Here is an 18,094-nt window from a genome sequence, read left to right on the forward strand (position 1 = left end):
GGAGAACCGGGGCCGTGCGGCCGTCAGCGGGAAGCGGGGAAGCGCCGCGCGAACTCGGCGGTGTACGCAGGCCACGCCACCGGGTCGTGCCCCGGTATCAGCGGATACCCCTTCGCCTCGGCGATCTTCTTCAGTTTCCTGATCTGCTCGACGGTGGCCTCCGGCTCGCAGTCGATGAATCCGCCCACCGCGAGTTCCCCGTCGATGTTCTCGGTGAGGTCGGCCGCGTCGAAGGCGAAGACGAAGCCGCCGCCGCCCACGGACTCGTCCAGGTCGACGACGAAGCTCTGGTGTCCCGGGGTGTGGCCCGGCGTCGGCACGGCGGTCACCCCCGGAGCGATCTCCGCCTCCCCGTCGGCGAGGCGCCAGTCGATGCGCGGGTCGTCGAAGTCGATGCGGAAGATGGCGTGCGCCTCCGCCGCGTCGGACAGGCCGTACCGCAACTCGGTCCGCTGGGCGTGCACGGGCACGCGGCCGGCGAAGTGTTTAAGCCCTCCCGCGTGGTCGAGGTGCAGATGGCTGACGGCCACCGCGTGGATCTCCTCCATCGGGATGCCCGCCTCGGCGAGCGTCTCCTCCAGCGGCTCACCCGGGCCGGGGAGGAGGGGAAGGTACTCCGGCCGCTGGTAGAACCGCCGGGCGAGAGCCGTGTCGCGGATGAGCGCGGTGTTGAACCCGGTGTCGAGCAGCACCCAGCCGCCGTCGACCTGGAGCAGCACCCCGGGCACGGGCTCGCGCAGCCGCGCCCCCGAGGTGTCGCCGTGCACCGAGACCGTCTTGGGCAGATCCTCCCAGCCGAGTGTCAGCAGGACGATCCGCCGGACTCCGCTTCCCATGGCCTCAGCCCACCCGTCCGGCGGCCGGCGCCGCCAGGTCGAGAGAGGTCGGCGCGAGCGTGACCAGTGCGCTCGTGTCGTGCGGGATGTTCTGCGGGGCCTGATCCTCGGGCGTCATGTGCGCAGGGTACCCCCGGGCTCCGCAGGGCCGCGGACCGCGTGCACCTGCCCGGACAGAGTGCGACCATCATGTACCCCTGGGGGGTATATTGAGCACGTCGACGGAGCCAGAGGGAGATCATCATGTCCGGATCCGCACCCGAGCCGACCCCCACTCACGACCCCGCACCGGGCGGTTCACCGGCCGTCCACGCCGAGCACCGCCACGCGGGGCACCCGCACAGCGAGCACACGGAGCACGGGCACGGGGAGCACGAGCACGGGCACGGGCCCCAGCCGGCGACCTGGCGGACGGCCGCCTCGGCGACCCTCCACTGCCTCACCGGATGCGCCATCGGCGAGGTGCTCGGGATGGTGATCGGCACGGCGCTGTCCTGGAGCAACGCGGCGACGCTGATCCTTTCGGTCGCCCTGGCGTTCTTCTTCGGCTACGCGCTGACCCTGCGGGGCCTGCTCCGCGCCGGCGTGGACTGGCGGCAGGCCGTACGGCTGGCGATCGCGGCGGACACGCTCTCCATCCTGATCATGGAGATCGTGGACAACGGCTTCATCGTGGTCGTTCCCGGCGCCATGGACGCGGGCCTGGCCACCGGGCTGTTCTGGGGTGCACTCGCGGCCTCGCTGGCGCTGGCCTTCGTCGTCACCACGCCGGTCAACAAGTGGATCATCGGCAGGGGCCGGGGCCACGCCGTCGTACACGCCTACCACTGATGTTCAAGCTGTGACCGGCAGAGCCGCCAGATCGACGGGGTGGCGCAGCGGCTCGCCGTCGATGACCCGGAACACCTCGTCCAGGGCCTGCGAACCTAGCCGAGCCAGTTCGTTGCCCAGTGATCCGGCGACATGGGGCGTCAGGACCACGTTCGGAAGCTCCCACAGCGGCGAGTCCGGCGGGGTGATCTCGGGTTCCGTCACGTCGAGCACGGCGGAGATGCGGCCGCGCCGCAACTCGGCGACGAGGGCGTCGTGGTCGACCAGCGACCCCCGCGCGGTGTTGATCAGTGTCGCGCCCGCGCGCATGGCCGCGAGGCGCGACGCGTTCACCATCCCCCGCGTCTCCTCGATCGCGGGCGCGTGCAGGGACACGACGTCGCAGGACGCGAAGAGGTCGTCGAGACCGGCCTTCCGCACCCCGAGCGCGGCGGCTCCGGCCTCGTCGAGGTAGGGGTCGCTGACCAGCACCTCGAGATCGAACGGCCGGAGCAGTTCGGCGACCCTGCGGCCGATCTTCGACGCCCCCACCAGGCCGACGGTCTTGCCGTGGTTGCCGATGTCGGGATACTCGCCGATGAGGTCGATCGCCTCGCGCCGTGCGCGATACTCGCGGGCCATCGCGGGGACCGCCTTGTTGGCGAGCAGGATCATCGCCACGGTGTACTCGGCGACCGGGACCGCGTTCGCGTCGGCCGCCGAGCTCACCAGGACGCCTCGCTCGAACACCTCGGCGCAGACGTGGCTCTTCACCGTGCCCGCCGCGTGGACGACGGCCCGCAGGCGCGGCGCGTGGTCGAGCACCCTGTCGTCGATCACCGGGCTGCCCCAGCCGGTGAGCAGGACGTGTGCCCGCGCGAGCCGGTCGAGGGCCTCAGCGGAGTCGAACCCGGTGAGGGGCGGCCCCCAGTCGGGGCCGACCAGAGCGCGGAGCCGATCCGCGCCCGGTCCCCGGAAGAGCCTGTCGGGCAGGCCGGGCGGCATCGCCAGCACGACGGCGCCGGGATCGGCGCGGCCCGCCGAACCGCCCAGCGGGGCGCTCATCGTGCCGCCCAGACGAGGCCGCGCTCGGTGAGCGTCCGGACGACCGGCTGCTCCAGGTCGGCCACCCGGTGGCCGATCGCCGAGAAGAAGATCTTTCCGGCGCCCCATCTGCGGGTCCACACCACGGGCATGTCGACGGGCTCTCCCCCGTGCTCGCCGTCCTCGGGCGTGAAGGTGGTGCCGGCCAGGACGGTGTTCAGCGAGTCGGTGAGCATCCAGTACTGCTCGGTCGTCACGGTGAAGTCCGCGAGACCCGCGACGATCGGGTGGGCGGCCTGGCCGGGGACGATCGTGACCTCGTAGTCGAGGAAGTTTTCGGGGTGCCAGAGGAACAGCCCGCCCACCATCCTCAGGTAGTCGTGGCTGTCGCCGAAGGTCCCGACCACGCCTCCGTGCCAGCCGGCGAAGCCAGTGCCGGCGTACACGGCCGAGACCAGGCCGGCACTCTGCTCCCTGGTCAGCCTGCCGATCGACCAGCACTGGACGACCAGGTCCGTCGCGGCCATGAGCTCCGGATCGGTGTAGACGTCCAGATCCTCGCTGACGGTCACGTCGAACCCGGCCTCGGTGAGCGACGGGATGAAAAGCTCCGTGGCCTCGACGGGCACGTGGCCCTCCCAGCCGCCGCGGACGACCAGGGCCCGGCGGCTCCCGTCGCTCATTGCCGGCCCGCCGGGTCGGCGGTCCAGGCGGGAACGTCGAGCGGCGTGCGCTGGACGCCGATCCACTGGCGCCGGGTGAAGCCCGGCATCTGGTTCTCGGCGCCGTGCCGGGCGTGCGCGTCGTTGACGTGCACCTCGCCGGCCTGCAACCGCTCGGCCACCTGCATGCCCCGCATGAGGTCGGCGGTGAACACCGAGTTCATCAGCATCGGATACCCGTTCGTCAGGGCGACGGCCTCCTCCTCGGTGTCCACGACCGTGATCGGGACGACCGGGCCGAAGATCTCCTCGGTGAAGGCCGGCATGTCCGGCGTGACGCCGGTCAGCACGGTCGGCCGGTAGAACAGGCCGTCGTAGGTCCCGCCCGCGACCAGCTTGGCGCCCATCGCGATGGACGGCTCGACGATCGTCTGGTGCACCCGGTCGCGCTGCGCGGCGCTGATGAGCGGGCCGAGGTCGGCCTCGCCGGACAGCGGGTCGCCCACGCGCAGGGCCTCGACCCGGCGCGTCACCGCCGCGATGTACTCATCGGCCACGTCGCGGACCACGATGTGCCTGCTCGAGCTGATGCAGGTCTGGCCCTGGAACTCGAGGGAGGCGACCATCGCGAGGGAGGCGGCCAGGTCCACGTCCGCGTCGGCGAGCACGAGGAAGGCGTTGTCACCCCCGAGCTCGAGGCGGATGGGCCGCAGGGTCGCGGCGGCCGACGCGGCGATGTCCAGGCCGACCTTGCGCGAGCCGGTGAAGTCGATCAGGTCCAGGCCGTCATGGGTGGCCAGCGGCCATCCCGCTCCGGGCCCGTCGCCGGTGACCACGTTGAGGACGCCCGGCGGCAGGCCCACGTGGTCGGCCGCCTCGGCGAGCACCTGCCCGCCGATCACGGGCGTGAGCTCCGCGGGCTTGAGCACGATCGTGTTGCCGAACGCCAGGCCGGGCGCCACCGCGCGCATGGCCAGGTTCATCGGGTAGTTCCACGGCGTGATGATGCCGAGCACGCCGAGGGGCACCACCCGGGAGAGCGAGAGCTTGCCCGCCTTGTAGGGCGGCAGGATCTCCCCGGCGTTCTCCGTCGCCTGCACCGCCGAGATGCCGAGCTGGCGGATCGTCGTGGAGACCTCGTCCTCACCCTTGGCCCGCACCCCTCCGGTCTCCCGCATGCTCAGGGTGACGAGCTCCTCGAAACGGCCCTGGAGGTGCTCGGCCATCCGGCGCAGGTAGCCGGCGCGCTCGGGCGCGGACAGGGCCGCCCATCCGGGCTGCGCGGCGCGGGCCGCGGCCACGGCCTGGTCGACGTCTGTCGCGTCGCCCAGGGCGTAGCGCCCGATTCGAGCGCCGGTCGCCTTCTCCTCCACATCGGCGAAGCGGCCCGACGTGGAAGGACGCCAGGCGCCGTCGATGTAGAGGTGGCCGTCGGCATGACGAGATGGCATTCGAACTCCGATGGATCTTCCGGTGCGCGGCACCAGGGTCGCGATACTTAGTCCACGACTTAAGCTAAGTACCATTCGTTCGAAGGTCAACCGCCGATCCCGGCTGCCCCTCCTCTGCGGCGGACGGCCCGTCCGCGTCGAGGAACGCCGCCACGACACGGGTGAGGCCACGCGGGTCGTCGAGCCACGGGAAGTGGCCGGCGCCCGGCAGGACGGCCAGTTCAGCCCGGTGGAACATCCCGGCGACGACGGCGGCGACGCGGGGAAGCGGGGTGCCGTCCAGCTCGCCCGCGAGGACCAGGACCCGCGCGTCCAGCGCGGCCGCGGCGGCGCACGCGGCACCGGGGTCGAAGGCGCCGGCGGACGCGTACAGCTCTCCCGCCTCCAGGTTGCTCTGTTCGAGGTCGGCCGCGGCGTGCGCCTGGGCGGCCGCGTCCCAGCGGCCGTAGAAGAACGGGGCGACGGCGTCCCAGTCGGCGTCGGTGGCCGAGCCGGCCCAGACGGCTTCGTAGGCGTCGTACGCGGCGCCGTACCAGGGCTCGGCCACGCGCAGGGCGGCCGCCTCCCGCCGGTGTTCTTCGGTGAAGTCCACGCCCAGGGCGCGGGCGCGGGCCGTGACCAGGATGAGCGTCCGGACGCGACGCGGATGCGCGGCCGCGTACAGCAGGGCGAGATCGCCGCCGGCGGAGTGCGCGAGGACGTCGACGCGGTCCAGCCCGAGGTGCTCGCGCAGGGCCTCGACGTCGGCGACCTGCCGGTCGCACCGATACGTCGCCGGGTCCGCAGGGACGGCGGAGTCGCCGGTGCCGCGCAGGTCGAGCATGATCAGGCGGCGGTGCTCCGACAACCCGCCGAGGTCGCCCAAGTAGGCGGAGGCCCGCATCGGGCCGCCGGGCAGGCAGATCAGCGGCTCGCCCTCACCCGTCACGTGGTAGACGAGCTCGGTGCCGTCGGGAGCGGTGAAAGCAGGCATGGCCCCCATCCTCACGACCGCGTGACGATCATGGCAAGTGGGTTTCGCCGACCGCCGGGCGGGACGGCGGGCGCCGTGCCGCTCAACGCCGTTTCGCTGGACGCCGTGCCGCTAGGCGCGGAGCGATCCTCCGCTCGCCAGCACCTGGACCACCGGCAACGTGGCGGCCCCCAGCGCCACGGCCTCCTGCCCGAGCTGGCCGAGCTCGATGCGGGCCTGGCCGTACATGTAGGTGAGCGCGTGGCGCCGCACGGTCTCCCGGACGGCGGGCAGGATCGCGGGGCCCATGGTCTCCCCCGCCCATCCGGACAGGACGACCCGGTCGGGGCTGAGCAGGTTGATCAGGTTCGCGATGCCGATGCCGAGATACTCCGCGGTCTTGCCGAGGACCTGGGACGCGCCGCCGCCGTCCTCCGCACGCGCCACGAGCTCCGCGAGGCGCGCCTCGGTGCCCTCCGACTCGAACGGCCGGGCGTCCGGGAGCGCCAGGTAGTCGTCGAGGACCGCCTCCGCCCCCACGTAGGCCTCCAGGCAGCCGCGCGACCCGCATCTGCACGGCCTGCCGTCCACGTTGATGACCGTGTGGCCCCATTCGCTGGTCGTGCTGGTCGTGCCGGCCATGTCGCGGAACGACTCCGACGACGTCGCCACGGCGGCTCCCACACCGACGCCGAGGAGCGCGACGACCGCCCGCCGCGCCCCGCGGCCGGCTCCACGCCACATCTCGGCCTGCCCGAGCGTGCGGGCGCAGTTGTCGAGGTAGACGGGCACGGGAAGATCCCTGCGCAACATGTCGGCCAGCGGCACCGCCGACCAGCCGAGGGTCGGGGCGTACACCAGCTCGCGCCCGCCGATCTGCACCGCGCCGGGGACGCCGACGCCGATCCCGAGCAGGCTGCCCGTCTCGACGCCGACCTGGGAGACGACCTCCTCGACCCCGGCGAGCACGAGGCCGGCGACCGACTCGGGCTCCAGCCTGGTGGCGGCCACGGAGTAGGTGGCGGTCGCCAAGGTCTCGAGCGTGTAGTCGAACAGCCCGATCTGGACATGGGTCTCACCGATGTCCACCCCGACGACGTGGCCGAACTCGCCGCGTACCTGGATGAGGGTGCGCGGACGGCCGCCGTCCGAGCCCACCAGCCCCGCCTCGGCGACCACGCCGTCGTTGATCAGGTCGGAGACGACGTTGCTCACCGTCGCCGAGCTCAGCCCGGACGCCTTCGTCAGATCCTGGCGGCTCGTCGGCCCCTGGACGTACAGGCGGGAGAGCACCGCGGACCGGTTGTGGCGACGCAGGTCGCGTGTCGTCTGCTGCACCGCGCGGGTCACACGGTGAATTCTGCCAGAGCACCGGCCGCGTCCGAGATCCCCGCCCGGCCCGTGGATCCGGCCCTCCCCCCGGTGCGTCAACGAGGCGTCAGCGTTCGCGCGGATCACGTCGGAATTCCGTAGCGAACGGGCTTTAGACGGAAATCCGGGTCTAGCGTCCTCTTTGTACGAGTTCTCCCTGGAGGCGACCCATGCTGGAAGATCCTTTATATGTGCCCGTCAACCACGGCACGCTCTCCCTTTCCCTTCGCCTGTTCCGTACGGCATCGGGCAAGAAGACCTCAGTGGCCTTCACCTCGCCGCTACGGCTGGCCAAGGTGCTCGGCACTGACCAGGAATGGATCCGCCTCAGCGAACCCGCCCTTCGGTGCATGATCAACGATCTCGACGTCATCGGGATCGTCATCGACCCCGCCGGGACCATGTCCCGGCCCGTCGCCCGTACCGCCTGATGTGCGTCCTCGAACAGGACCTGGCCGACCAGGACGAGGATTCCACGTCGATCGCGACGCTCCTGACCGCTCGCCTCGGTGAGCCCTCGGTGAGCGAACCCGAGCCGCAGGGCTGAGCCGCGGCGCTAGCAGAACAGCCCTGCAGAGGACATCACCGCCTTTTGGCGGTGATGTCCTTCCATTCTTGCTCCCAACCGGCCACGGCCCGCCGCGCCGTCCACGACCGCCGTCCGATGCGCAGGAGCTGACCGGCCGACCATGCGGCACTCGCCGCGGCGAGTCCCCCGAGCACCGATCCCAGGATGATCGTGCCGTTTCCCGGGGGACCCCAGTCCAGCCGTTCCCCCGCGTCGGTCCACACGCGGACGGGACCGTTCAGGTCCGGAAGCGGGCCCATATGCGTCCTGCCGGTGTGAACGGCCCCGTCCCGGCCCGTCCACGACACTTCCACATCCGCTCCCGGCGCCGGCAGTGACCGCCCGCCGCCGCCCGGAGGCCCGACCACCCGCACGATGCGGGCGGTGACCCGCCGGTGGCTCGCGGGATACGCGTCCGCTGCACGCGTCATGACGAAGCAGGCGACGACACCGGTCACACAGCCGACGAGCACGATCACCATGGCCGCCACGCTCCACCGCGCGCCCGCGTTCGTCCCCGCTCCCGGAGACCCTCCGGCGGAGTCGCCGAAGTCATGCCCGGAGATGCGGGGACTCATCTGACCGTCTTCTCGCGCCGGCCGCCTTCCACGTCCTCGCCCGGACCGCCGATCCGGAACCGCATGCGGCAGACCACGACATCGGTACGGCGGCGCAGCGCGCGGGCCAAGATCACGCCGCGCTGGTTCTGCAGCAGCCGCTGCCAGACGTGCTCGGGCTCGACCTCGGCGATCAGCACGAACACGTGGGGTTCCGGAACGCTCGCGAGGTAGCCGACGAGGGGCTCGTCCAGCCGCCAGTGGGCGTCGAAGAGCCGCACCAGTTCGACGTCGGGCGCCCAGCGTGCCCAGTCCTCGCCGAATCGGCGGCTCCCCTCCTCGTTCTCGGGATGGGCGATGTTGACCGCCACCACGCGGTCGCCGAGGGAGAGCGCGGCGGACAGCGCGTCACGCGTGAGCCGGTTGACCTGCTGAACGGGGACCACCACGAGCGACCGGCGCGGCCGGGGCGGGGCGGGGGTCCTGCCGAGCTCGAGGCGCGTCCCGATCCGGGCGTACGACCGGTTGATCCGCGTCATGACCAGCACGATCACCGGAAGCGCCACCACGATCAGCCAGCCGCCCTCGGCGAACTTCGAGATCGTCACCACGATCGCGGCGACGGACGTCAGCAGCGCGCCGAACCCGTTCAGCGCCGCGTGCCGCCGCCACCCGGCGGGCCGGTTCGTCACCCAGTGCCTGACCATGCCGGCCTGGGACAACGTGAAGCTGACGAAGACCCCGATGGCGAACAGCGGGACCAGCAGGTTCATCTCGCCGCGGGCAGCGACCAGCAGCGCGGCCGAGGTCACCGCGAGGAAGGCGATGCCGTACCGGTGGACGTTCCTGTCGGCGCGCACCGCGAACAGGTGCGGCAGGTTGTTGTCCTGGGCCAGCAGCCGGGCCAGCACGGGCAGGCCGCCGAAGGAGGTGTTGGCCGCCAACGCCAGCAGGATCACGGTGACGAACTGCACCAGGTAGAACAGCGGCCCGTCGCCCACGGACGCCTGGGTGACCTGCGCGAGCACGGTGACCCCGCCGACGGGATGAATGGCGAACTTGCCGATCAGGACGGCGATGCCGATCAGCATGAGCGCGAGCAGCGCGCCCAGGGCGACCTCGGCGTTCTGCGCCCTCCTGACGCGCGGCGTCCTGAAGGACGGGACCGCGTTGGCGATCGCCTCGACGCCGGTCAGCGCCGCGCAGCCGTTCGCGAACGCCTTGAGCAGTAGCAGGACGCCCACAGCCTCCAGGTTGTGCGCCTGCGCGGTGTGCTCGACGGCCGTCGCCGGTTCGCCGCGGACCAGACCGGCGACGATCACCAGCAGGATCGCCCCGACGAAGAGGGCGGTGGGCGCCATGAAGGCGCGGGCGCTGTGCGCGATGCCCCGCAGGTTGATCGCGGTGACCACGGCGAGGACCGCCAGGCACAACCAGACGGTGTACGGCAGAAGCCCGGGGAACGCGGAGGTGAGCGCCGCCACGCCCGCGGCCACGGAGACCGCGACGTTGAGCACGTAGTCCACGATGAGACTCGCCCCGGCGACGAGGCCCGCCGGACGGCCGAGGTGGGTCCTGGCCACGCCGTAGGCGCCGCCGCCCTGAGGAAAAGCCGCGATGACCTGCCGGTAGGACAGGGTCAGCACGGCCAGGAGCAGAGCGATCCCCAGCGTGATCGGGAGGGCGAAGCCCAGTCCCGCACCCCCCGCGACGGCGAGCACCACGACGATCGCCTCGGGGCCGTACGCCACCGACGCCATCGCGTCCAGCGAGAGCGCGGCCAGGCCCCCGACCACTGTCAGCCGGTGCCTCTCACCGGTATCGGCAGGCTCGTCTCCGGCGGGCGCGACCGCCGGGGTCGCTACTGCGGACATCGTGTCCTCTCAGGGTTTGAAGCGGTAGCCCATGCCCGGTTCCGTGATGAGGTGGGCAGGATGCGCCGGATCCCGTTCGAGCTTCCTGCGCAACTGGGCCATGTACTGGCGTAGGTAGTTGGTCTCCTTGACGAACCCCGCGCCCCAGACCCGGGTCAGCAGTTGCCGCTGGCTGACCAGCTTGCCGGGGTTGCGCACGAGGATCTCCAGGAGATGCCATTCCGTGGGCGTGAGCCGTACGGAGCCGGAGACCGTCTTGTCGACGAGGTCGATCGCGTGATCACCGATCTGGATCACGGCCGGTCCCGGTTCCTGGGCCACGACACGGCGGCTGACCGCCCGGACACGGGCGAGCAGTTCGTCGATCCCGAAGGGCTTGGTGACGTAGTCGTCCGCGCCGGCGTCGAGGGCGTCGACCTTGTCCTGGTGCCCGGTGCGACCGGAGAGCACGATGATCGGGACGCTGGTCCACCCGCGCAGGCCGTGGATGATGTCCACACCGTCGATGTCGGGCAGCCCGAGGTCGAGCACGACCAGGTCGGGATGCCAGTCGGCGGCCTCGCGGAGCGCCGACGCGCCGTCGGACGCGACGGCGACCTCGTAGTGGCGGGCGACCAGGTTGATCCGCAGCGCCCGGATGATCTGGGGCTCGTCGTCGACGACGAGAACGCGCGTCACGAGGGCCTCCGCACCTTCCCGCGCGGCGTCAGGCGCCGCGCGGAGCACCGGGCGGGCCGCCGCCGGGCGTCGCCGCCCGGCACGCGCCCGCCGCGGAGGCCCGCGCCGGCCCCGGAAACGAGTCCGGAGCCGGTGCGGGAGCGTCCCCCTGGCACCGCGGTCACTGTCCCGTGCCGGAGGCCAGGTCGTCGAGGGCCAGGTTGAGCTCCAGGACGTTGACTGCGGGCTCGCCCATGAAGCCGAGAGCCCTGCCGGTGGTGTTGTCGGCGATGAGCGACCGCACCTTCGTCACGTCGAGTCCGCGCTCCTTGGCCACCCGAGGCGCCTGAAGGTCCGCGTAGGCCACCGAGATGTGCGGGTCGAGCCCGCTGCCGCTCGCGGTGACCGCGTCCGCGGGGACCGCGGGCGTGGGCGCGTCGCCCCGGACGGGCACGGTCCTGCCGGCCGAGTAGTCCTCGGCGGGCTTGCCGCACTCCACCTTCACGCCCTGGTAGTCGGCGATGAAGGGTGTCGCGGGGCAGGCCTGGTTGACACTGACCGCCCGGGTGGGCGTTCCGACGGCGGGGAAGACCTTCAGCACCGCGCCGACCCCGTCGGCGGTGCAGTACGGCCGGGCGCCGCTGACGCCGTCCAGCTCGCCGATCGCCTTGGAGCGGGCGCAGACCGTGGTGAGCAGCGACTGGCTGCCCGCCTTCGCGTCGTCGTCGGCTCCGTTCGGGTCGGGCAGGGTGTCGACGACGTCCTCGGGACCGAGGTTGCTCGCGGCGGTCGAGAGCATGTCGTACCCGTCGCCCGCGGCGGACGGACGGCTCTGGAAGTACTTCCCGATCGGGTTGCCGTCCTTGTCGGTGAAGAGCTGGCCGATGATGGCGCTGCCGACGTCGGCGCCCTTCTTCTCGATGATCTGGCCGTTGGCGTTGGAGTTGAACAACGCCTGGGCGACACCGGTGACGACCAGTGGGTAGATCCCGCCGAGCAGCAGGGTCAGCACGATGACTGCCCTGAGCGCGGCGAGGTGCTGGCGGATCCAGCTGGGCAGACGGTCCATTACGACATCCCCGGAAGGAACTGGATGAGCAGATCGATGAGCTTGATGCCGATGAACGGCGCGATGATGCCGCCCAGGCCGTAGATGTAGAGGTTGCGCGACAGCAGCTTGGACGCGCTCGAGGGCCGGTAGCGCACGCCGCGGAGGGCGAGCGGGATCAGCACCACGATGATGATCGCGTTGAAGATGACCGCGGACAGGATCGCCGACTGCGGGCTGTTCAGCCGCATGACGTTGAGCGTGTCCAGGCCGGGATAGACCGCCGCGAACATCGCCGGGATGATGGCGAAGTACTTGGCGATGTCGTTGGCGATGGAGAAGGTCGTCAGCGCGCCGCGGGTGATGAGGAGTTGCTTGCCGATCTCGACGATCTCGATGAGCTTGGTCGGGTTGGAGTCGAGGTCGACCATGTTGCCGGCCTCCTTGGCGGCCGACGTTCCGGTGTTCATCGCCACCCCGACGTCGGCCTGCGCGAGCGCGGGCGCGTCGTTGGTGCCGTCACCGGTCATCGCGACCAGCCGGCCGCCCTCCTGCTCCTTGCGGATCAGGGCGAGCTTGTCCTCCGGAGTCGCCTCGGCCAGGAAGTCGTCCACCCCGGCCTCGTCGGCGATCGCCTTGGCCGTCAGCGGGTTGTCACCCGTGATCATGACGGTGCGGATGCCCATCCGGCGCATCTCGTCGAACCGCTCGCGCATGCCCTGCTTGACGACGTCCTTGAGGTGGATGACGCCCAGCACACGGGCCTTGCCGCCGGCGACCTCGCCCACCACCAGCGGCGTGCCGCCGGAGCCGGAGATGCCGTCGACCAGGGGGCCGACCTCCTCGGTCGGGTGACCGCCGTTGTCGCGCACCCACTTCATCACCGAGGTCGCGGCGCCCTTGCGGACCTGCCGCCCGTCGACGTTCACGCCCGACATGCGGGTCTGCGCGGTGAACGCGACCCACTCGGCGTGGGCCAGCTCGCCCGGCTGCCGCTCCCGCAGGTTGTGGGCCTGCTTGGCGTGCACCACGACGGAACGGCCCTCGGGCGTCTCGTCGGCGAGGCTGGCGAGCTGCGCCGCCTCCGCGAGCTCCTGCTCGCTGACGCCCGCGACCGGGACGAACTCCGACGCCTGCCGGTTGCCCAGCGTGATGGTGCCGGTCTTGTCCAGCAGCAGCGTGTTGACGTCGCCCGCCGCCTCGACGGCGCGGCCGCTCATCGCGAGCACGTTGCGCTGCACCAGCCGGTCCATTCCGGCGATGCCGATCGCGCTCAGAAGAGCGCCGATCGTCGTCGGGATGAGACACACCAGCAGCGAGACGAGCACGACGCCGCTGACGCCGTCGGCGTTGAGCGCCAGGGAGTCGGGGATGCCCGGGTTCGCGATCTTGGAGTAGATCGCGAGCGGCTGCATGGTGATGGTCGCGATCAGGAAGATGATCGTGAGCGCGGCCAGCAGGATGTTGAGCGCGATCTCGTTCGGCGTCTTCTGCCGGTTCGCGCCTTCGACCAGCGCGATCATCCGGTCGATGAAGCTCTCACCCGGCTTCTGGGTGATCTTGACGACGATCTGGTCGGACAGGACCTTGGTGCCGCCCGTCACCGCGGACCGGTCGCCTCCGGACTCCCGGATGACCGGCGCGGACTCGCCGGTGATGGCCGACTCGTCCACCGACGCGATGCCCTCGACCACGTCGCCGTCACCGGGGACGATCTCCCCCGCCTCGACCACCACGTGGTCGCCCTGCTGGAGTTCCGGTGCCCCGATCACGTCCCACTGGGAGACGGACGAGCCGGGCTTCCAGCCCTTGAGACGGCGGGCGGTCGTGTCGCGCTTGGCCGCGCGCAGCGTCGCGGCCTGGGCCTTGCCCCGGCCCTCCGCCACGGCTTCGGCCAGGTTGGCGAAGATGACGGTGAGCCACAGCCACACCACGATCGCCCACGCGAAGAACGACGAATCGGTGATCGCGAGCGCGGTGGTGAAGACCGCGCCGACTTCGACGATGAACATGACCGGGTTACGCCACAGCGTGACCGGGTTGAGCTTCTTGACGGCGTCGGGGAGGGAGGCGACGAGTTGCTTGGGGTCGAGCAGGCCGCCTCCGACCTTGTCGTCCTTCTTATGCGGCGCGGGCGCGCGGCCCGGGCTTTCGACAACTTGTGATGACACCTGGGTTGCCATTTCTACGAAAGTCCTTCTGCGAGAGGACCCAGCGCCAGAGCGGGGAGGAAGGTGAGGGCGACCACGATGATCGTGACGCCGACCACCATGCCGACGAACTGCGGCCGGTGGGTGGGCAGCGTTCCCGCCGACACGGGCACGGGGGCCTGCCTGGCCAACGACCCGGCGAGACCGAGCACGAAGATGATCGGCAGGAACCGGCCGAAGACCATGCACAGGCCGAGCGCCACGTCATACCAGGGGGTGTTGACGGTGACACCGCCGAACGCCGAGCCGTTGTTGTTCGACGCGCTGGTGAAGGCGTAGAGGATCTCCGAAAACCCGTGGGGGCCGCTGTTCAGCATCGCGGCGAGCCCCGACTGGTTGCCCATGGCCGCGGCGGTGCCGACGAGCACCAGCGTGGGAGTGGTGAGGAAGTACAGCGAGGCGAGCTTGATCTCGCGCGAGCCGATCTTCTTGCCCAGGTACTCGGGCGTCCGGCCGACCATGAGCCCGGCCACGAAGACCGTGAGCACCGCGAGGACGAGGATGCCGTACATGCCGGCGCCGGCGCCTCCCGGCGCCACCTCGCCCAGCATCATGTTGAACATCGTCATCATGCCGCCGAGCGGGGTGAAGGAGTCGTGGAACGAGTTCACGGCTCCGGTCGAGGTCAGCGTGGTGGCTGCGGCGAACGTCGCGGAGTCGGGTACTCCGAATCGCACGTCCTTGCCCTCCATCGCCGAGCCGATCGCCTGGGTCACGGTGGCGTGCCCGCCGATCTCGAAGACGTTGGTCAGCACGATGCTGGCGAGGGCGAGCGTCCCCATGACCGCGAGGATCGCGTAGCCCTGCCGGTTCTGGCCCACGAGCCGGCCGAAGGTGCGCGGCAGAGAGAACGGGATCAGGAAGATCAGGAAGATCTCCAGCCAGTTCGTCCAGGTGGTGGCGTTCTCGAACGGGTGGGCGGAGTTGGTGTTGTAGAAGCCGCCGCCGTTGTTGCCGAGTTCCTTGATGACCTCCTGGCTGGCCACGGGGCCGCCGGTGATCGACTGGGTGCCGCCCGCGAGGGTCGCCACGTCATGGGGAGAGGCGAAGTTCTGCACCACGCCGCCCGCGACCAGCACCAGGGCGCCGATGACGGCGATGGGCAGCAGGATGCGCACGGAGCCGCGGACGAGGTCCACCCAGAAGTTGCCGATGTTCTCGGTCCGGTTGCGGGCGAACCCGCGGACCAGCGCGATCGCGACGGCCATGCCGACCGCCGCGGAGACGAAGTTCTGCACCGCCAGGCCGGCCATCTGGACCAGGTGGCCCATGGTGGACTCGCCCGAGTACGCCTGCCAGTTGGTGTTGGTCACGAAGCTGATCGCGGTGTTCCACGCGACGTGGTCGGTGACGGGGGCCATGCCGAGGCTCAGGAACAGCTTGTCCTGGAGGCGCTGCATGCCGTACACGAAGAGGATCGAGATCACCGAGAACGCCAGCACGCTGCGCGCGTACGCGCCCCAGCGCTGGTCCCGGTCGGGGCGCACGCCGATCAGGCGGTAGATGCCGCGTTCGGCGGCGTTGTGCCTGGTGCCGCTGTAGACCCGGTACATGTAGTCACCGAGCGGCTTGTAGACCACAGCCAGCGCGACGACGAGGGAGACGATGAAGATTATTCCGGCCGCGGTAGGACTCATCAGAACCGCTCCGGGAACAGCAGGGCCGCGATCACGAAGATCACAAGTGCGGCCGACACCGCCAGGCCGATGGCATTGATGGCGCTCACAGGCGCTCCACCGCCTTGACGACCAGCCCGAAGATCACGAAAATCGCGATCGTCAGGGCGACGAAGATGACGTCCGCCATCCCCACTCCTCAGATCCGTAAGGATTACTCCGCGCCACCAGGACAGGTGGCGCAGACAAAGCAAAGACCTATATTTCGGGCCTTCCGCACTCCTTGACGGGTTCCATACGGGCGCTGCTCGCGTATTGACGCGATCTCTACGGCGGTGATCCGCCACACACCCCGGCGGACGGATCACTCCGGGCGGTGATACCGAGACGTTATGATTCCCGGGCATTGACGGCCGAAATCAGCACATTCGTGGCACTTGTCCATTCGGCCGTCGCCGTCGACACTCCCCGAGAGAAGGCCGTGATCCCGTCACCGTCTGGCCCCCGGAAACCGACCGCCTCCATACGCGACCGGGACGACATGCGGCGGCTCGTCCGTGAGCTGACGGAGCCGCTGATCCCCCATTTCAGCGCCGGCCGGGCCCGCCTCAGGCTGGGGGTCAACACCGCGCACCACGACGACGCCGCCGCGGAACTCGAGGCCTTCGCCCGGCCTCTGTGGGGGCTCGCCCCGCTCGCCGCGGGCGGTGGCGAGTTCGCCCACTGGGACCTGTGGCGGCGCGGGCTCGCCGCAGGAACCGATCCCGGCGACCCCGAGTTCTGGGGGGCGGTGGGCGACACCGACCAGCGACTGGTGGAGACGGCCGCTCTCGGCCTCGCCCTCGCCCTCGCGCCCGAGGAGGTCTGGGATCCCCTGACCGGCCGCGAGAGGGACGCCCTCGCCGCCTGGCTGCTGGCCGCCCTCGACGCTCGGCCCGTGGACAACAACTGGCAGTTCTTCCCCGTGATGGTGGGGTCGGGCCTGGACCGCGTCGGCGTCGCCTTCGACCGCGGGCCGAACGCCGCGCGCCTCGACCGGCTGGAGTCATTCGACCTCGGCGGCGGCTGGTACAGCGACGGCCCGACCGAGCAGCGCGACTACTACGTCCCGTTCGCGATGCACTACTACGGGCTGATCTACGCGCGGCTCGCCGGAGACCGTGACCCCGGCCGAGCCGGCCGTTTCCGGGAGCGGGCCGCCGCCTTCGCGGAGGACTTCCAGCACTGGTTCGCGTCGGACGGCGCCGCCGTGCCGTACGGCAGGAGCCTGACGTACCGGTTCGCGCAGGGCGCGTTCTGGGGGGCGCTCGCCTTCGCCGGCGTCGAGGCGCTCCCCTGGCCGGTGGTCAAGGGGCACCTGATGCGGCATCTGCGCTGGTGGCTCGACCGGCCGATCCGCGACGCGAGCGGGCTGCTGACCGTCGGGTACGGCTACACGCAGCCCATGCTGGCCGAGCAGTACAACGCACCGGGCTCTCCGTACTGGTCGATGAAGGCGTTCCTGCCTCTCGCGCTGCCCGCCGGGCATCCCTTCTGGGCGGCGGAGGAGCGCGAGGCGCCCGGCCTCGCCCCGGTCAGCACCCAGCCGCAGGCGGGCGCGGCGCTGATCCGCGACGAGGGTGGGCGGCACGTGGTGCTGCTCAGCGCGCGGCAACACCACAACTGGGTACGGCACGGCGCCGCCAAGTACGCCAAGTTCGCCTACTCGACGCTCTTCGGCTTCAGCGTCCCCGCCGGATCGTGGGGACTCGAACAGGGCGCGTTCGACAGCACGCTGGCGCTCAGCGACGACGGGGCACACTGGCGGCCGTGCGAGGTCCCGGGAGACTCCTCGGCGTCGGACGGCGTGCTCCACACCCGCTGGACCCCCTGGCCGGACGTGGAGGTCGAGACCTGGCTGCTCGCGCTCGCCCCCTGGCACGTCCGCGTGCATCGCGTCCGATCCGGCCGGGTCCTGCACGCGGCCGAGGGGGCGTTCGCCGTGGACCGCGATCCCGCGCCCCATCGGACCGGGTCCGGCCCCGGTCACGCGAGGATCGACTCCCCCGCCGGGCTGTGCGTGATCGAGGACCTGCGCGGCGGCCGGGCGGGTGAACTCGTCCGGGCGCTGCCCGGCACCAACGTCCTCGCCCGCCGCACGGTGATCCCCACGCTCGTCGGCGACCTCGGTCCTGGCGAGCACCTGCTGGCCTGCGCCGTCCTGGGCTCGGCGGGCTCCTCCGGCACCTCTGACGGCTCCGGCGGTCCCGGCTCCGGCTCCGGCGGCTCCGGTTCGCCGGAGACGGGGCCGCCCGGCGCGTGGCCGGCGCCTCCGACGTGGGAGGCCGTCGGCGCCCTCCTCCACGCGTTCCGCGAGCGGGGACACCCCGGTCTTCCCGAGGACCGCTGACACCGGACCGCGACGCGACGACGGTACGGCGGGCCCGCCGAGTGGGCCC

The 18,094-nt window shown here is 71.1% G+C and carries 16 protein-coding genes; 3 read left to right on the forward strand and 13 right to left on the reverse strand.

The features are described from left to right. Positions 1-23 precede the first annotated feature (23 nt). Entirely contained in the window at positions 24-836 is an 813-nt protein-coding gene (locus Pmi06nite_RS07265; RefSeq protein WP_203952093.1) for an N-acyl homoserine lactonase family protein, read from the reverse strand. Between the two features lie 243 nt (positions 837-1,079). Here Pmi06nite_RS07265 and Pmi06nite_RS07270 point away from each other — a divergent pair, with 243 nt between their 5' ends. After that, positions 1,080-1,667, forward strand: a complete 588-nt coding sequence (locus tag Pmi06nite_RS07270; protein ID WP_203952094.1) for a DUF4396 domain-containing protein — start codon at positions 1,080-1,082, stop codon at positions 1,665-1,667. A gap of 3 nt (positions 1,668-1,670) precedes the next feature. Here Pmi06nite_RS07270 and Pmi06nite_RS07275 read toward each other — a convergent pair whose 3' ends face one another. The 5 genes from Pmi06nite_RS07275 to Pmi06nite_RS07295 all read right to left on the reverse strand — a co-directional run bounded on the left by Pmi06nite_RS07275 (position 1,671) and on the right by Pmi06nite_RS07295 (position 7,105). Continuing rightward, positions 1,671-2,711 carry a hydroxyacid dehydrogenase gene (locus Pmi06nite_RS07275; protein ID WP_203952095.1) on the reverse strand — a complete coding sequence of 347 codons (1,041 nt, stop codon included), beginning with the start codon at positions 2,709-2,711 and terminating at the stop codon, positions 1,671-1,673. Further along, positions 2,708-3,373 carry a ThuA domain-containing protein gene (locus Pmi06nite_RS07280; protein ID WP_203952096.1) on the reverse strand — a complete coding sequence of 222 codons (666 nt, stop codon included), beginning with the start codon at positions 3,371-3,373 and terminating at the stop codon, positions 2,708-2,710. Before Pmi06nite_RS07280 ends, Pmi06nite_RS07275 begins: the two co-directional genes overlap by 4 nt. Further along, positions 3,370-4,803, reverse strand: coding sequence for an aldehyde dehydrogenase family protein (locus tag Pmi06nite_RS07285; RefSeq protein WP_203952097.1), 1,434 nt, complete (start codon positions 4,801-4,803; stop codon positions 3,370-3,372). The genes Pmi06nite_RS07280 and Pmi06nite_RS07285 overlap by 4 nt, the downstream gene beginning before the upstream one ends. A gap of 64 nt (positions 4,804-4,867) precedes the next feature. Then, positions 4,868-5,776, reverse strand: coding sequence for an alpha/beta fold hydrolase (locus tag Pmi06nite_RS07290; RefSeq protein WP_203952098.1), 909 nt, complete (start codon positions 5,774-5,776; stop codon positions 4,868-4,870). A 111-nt stretch (positions 5,777-5,887) separates the two neighbouring features. Further along, the gene (locus tag Pmi06nite_RS07295; protein WP_203952099.1) at positions 5,888-7,105 is read right to left on the reverse strand and encodes an ROK family transcriptional regulator; all 1,218 of its coding nucleotides are present in this window, start codon (positions 7,103-7,105) and stop codon (positions 5,888-5,890) included. Positions 7,106-7,296: 191 nt separating this feature from the next. Between Pmi06nite_RS07295 and Pmi06nite_RS07300 the strand changes: the two genes are divergently transcribed. Continuing rightward, entirely contained in the window at positions 7,297-7,557 is a 261-nt protein-coding gene (locus Pmi06nite_RS07300; protein WP_203952100.1) for an SAV_915 family protein, read from the forward strand. Positions 7,558-7,708: 151 nt separating this feature from the next. On the opposite strand, the gene Pmi06nite_RS07305 is transcribed toward Pmi06nite_RS07300, so the two are convergent. From Pmi06nite_RS07305 to kdpF, 7 genes are all read right to left on the reverse strand, one after another. Beyond that, positions 7,709-8,272 carry a hypothetical protein gene (locus Pmi06nite_RS07305; RefSeq protein WP_203952101.1) on the reverse strand — a complete coding sequence of 188 codons (564 nt, stop codon included), beginning with the start codon at positions 8,270-8,272 and terminating at the stop codon, positions 7,709-7,711. Further along, positions 8,269-10,125, reverse strand: coding sequence for an APC family permease (locus Pmi06nite_RS07310; protein WP_203952102.1), 1,857 nt, complete (start codon positions 10,123-10,125; stop codon positions 8,269-8,271). Before Pmi06nite_RS07310 ends, Pmi06nite_RS07305 begins: the two co-directional genes overlap by 4 nt. Positions 10,126-10,134: 9 nt before the next feature. Next, positions 10,135-10,803: a response regulator gene (locus Pmi06nite_RS07315; protein WP_203952103.1), complete on the reverse strand. Its 669-nt coding sequence runs from the start codon at positions 10,801-10,803 to the stop codon at positions 10,135-10,137. 160 nt (positions 10,804-10,963) lie between these two features. After that, complete coding sequence (locus Pmi06nite_RS07320; RefSeq protein WP_203952104.1) at positions 10,964-11,851, reverse strand: potassium-transporting ATPase subunit C; 888 nt, start codon at positions 11,849-11,851, stop codon at positions 10,964-10,966. After that, a complete protein-coding gene (gene kdpB, locus Pmi06nite_RS07325) occupies positions 11,851-14,013 on the reverse strand; it encodes a potassium-transporting ATPase subunit KdpB (RefSeq protein WP_203952105.1) in 2,163 nt (720 codons plus the stop codon). The genes Pmi06nite_RS07320 and kdpB overlap by 1 nt, the downstream gene beginning before the upstream one ends. Positions 14,014-14,015: 2 nt before the next feature. Next, complete coding sequence (kdpA, locus tag Pmi06nite_RS07330; RefSeq protein WP_203952106.1) at positions 14,016-15,677, reverse strand: potassium-transporting ATPase subunit KdpA; 1,662 nt, start codon at positions 15,675-15,677, stop codon at positions 14,016-14,018. Next, positions 15,677-15,766 carry a K(+)-transporting ATPase subunit F gene (kdpF, locus tag Pmi06nite_RS07335; RefSeq protein ID WP_203952107.1) on the reverse strand — a complete coding sequence of 30 codons (90 nt, stop codon included), beginning with the start codon at positions 15,764-15,766 and terminating at the stop codon, positions 15,677-15,679. The genes kdpA and kdpF overlap by 1 nt, the downstream gene beginning before the upstream one ends. A 320-nt stretch (positions 15,767-16,086) precedes the next feature. On the opposite strand from kdpF, the gene Pmi06nite_RS07340 reads away from it, so the two are divergent. Beyond that, entirely contained in the window at positions 16,087-18,045 is a 1,959-nt protein-coding gene (locus tag Pmi06nite_RS07340) for a DUF2264 domain-containing protein (RefSeq protein WP_239113741.1), read from the forward strand. The last annotated feature ends 49 nt before the right edge of the window (positions 18,046-18,094 follow it).

The sequence above is a fragment of the Planotetraspora mira genome, assembly GCF_016863275.1.
GTDB classification, from domain to species: Bacteria; Actinomycetota; Actinomycetes; order Streptosporangiales; family Streptosporangiaceae; genus Planotetraspora; species Planotetraspora mira.